Genomic DNA, 1,153 nt, shown 5'->3' on the forward strand with positions numbered 1-1,153 from the left:
GTCTCGGGAGGGGTTACGGGAGGTTGCGGGCCATCACGATCCGCTGCACCTGGTTCGTCCCCTCGTAGATCTGCGTGATCTTCGCGTCCCGCATCATCCGCTCCACCGGGTAATCCCGCGTGTACCCGTACCCACCCAGCAACTGCACCGCGTCCGTCGTGATCTCCATCGCCGCGTCCGACGCGTAACACTTCGCCGCCGCCCCGAAGAACGTCAGATCCCCGTCCCCACGCTGCGACCTCGCCGCCGCCGCGTACGTCAGCTGCCGCGCCGCCTCCAGCTTCATCGCCATGTCCGCCAGCATGAACTGCACACCCTGGAACTCCGCGATCGCCTTCCCGAACTGCCGACGCTCCTTCACATACCCCTTCGCGTAATCCAGCGCCCCCTGCGCGATCCCCACCGCCTGCGCCGCGATCGTCACCCGCGTGTGGTCCAGCGTCCGCATCGCCGTCGCGAACCCCGTCCCCTCCGCACCGATCATCCGCTCCGCCGGAACCCGCACATTGTCGAAGTACACCTCACGCGTCGGCGAACCCTTGATCCCCAGCTTCTTCTCCGGCGCACCGAACGACACCCCCTCGTCGCCCTTCTCCACCACGAACGCCGAGATGCCCTTCGACCGCTTCTCCGGGTCCGTCACCGCCATCACCGTGTAGAACTCCGACACCCCCGCGTTGGTGATCCAGCGCTTCACACCGTTCAGCACCCAGAAATCCCCGTCCCGCACCGCCCGGGTCCGCATCCCCGCCGCGTCACTGCCCGCCTCCGGCTCCGACAGGCAGTACGAGAACATCCCCTCACCCCGCGCCAGCGCCCCCAGATACCGCGCCTTCAGCTCCTCCGAACCCGACAACTGCACCGGCAGCGACCCCAGCTTGTTCACCGCCGGGATCAACGAGGACGACGCACACACCCGCGCCACCTCCTCGATCACGATCACCGTCGCCAGCGCGTCCGCCCCCGCACCGCCGTACTCCTCCGGCACGTGCACCGCGTGCAGGTCACTGCCCCGCAGCGCCTCCAACGCCTCCTGCGGGAACCGCCCCAGCTCGTCCACCTCCGCCGCGAACGGAGCGATCTTCGCCTCGGCCAGCGAACGCACCGCCTCACGGAGCATCTCGTGCTCCTCGGAGATACGGAAGAGATCGAA

General features: G+C 68.2%; 1 protein-coding gene. It reads right to left on the bottom strand.

Going from position 1 to position 1,153, the window contains the following annotated elements; genetic code table 11:
- Positions 1 to 13 precede the first annotated feature (13 nt).
- The coding region (locus ACFRMQ_RS40870; protein WP_380736004.1) for an acyl-CoA dehydrogenase family protein at positions 14 to 1,153 on the bottom strand (1,140 nt) is incomplete at its 5' end.

The organism is Kitasatospora sp. NPDC056783 (genome assembly GCF_042789895.1).
Taxonomy (GTDB): Bacteria; Actinomycetota; Actinomycetes; order Streptomycetales; family Streptomycetaceae; genus Kitasatospora.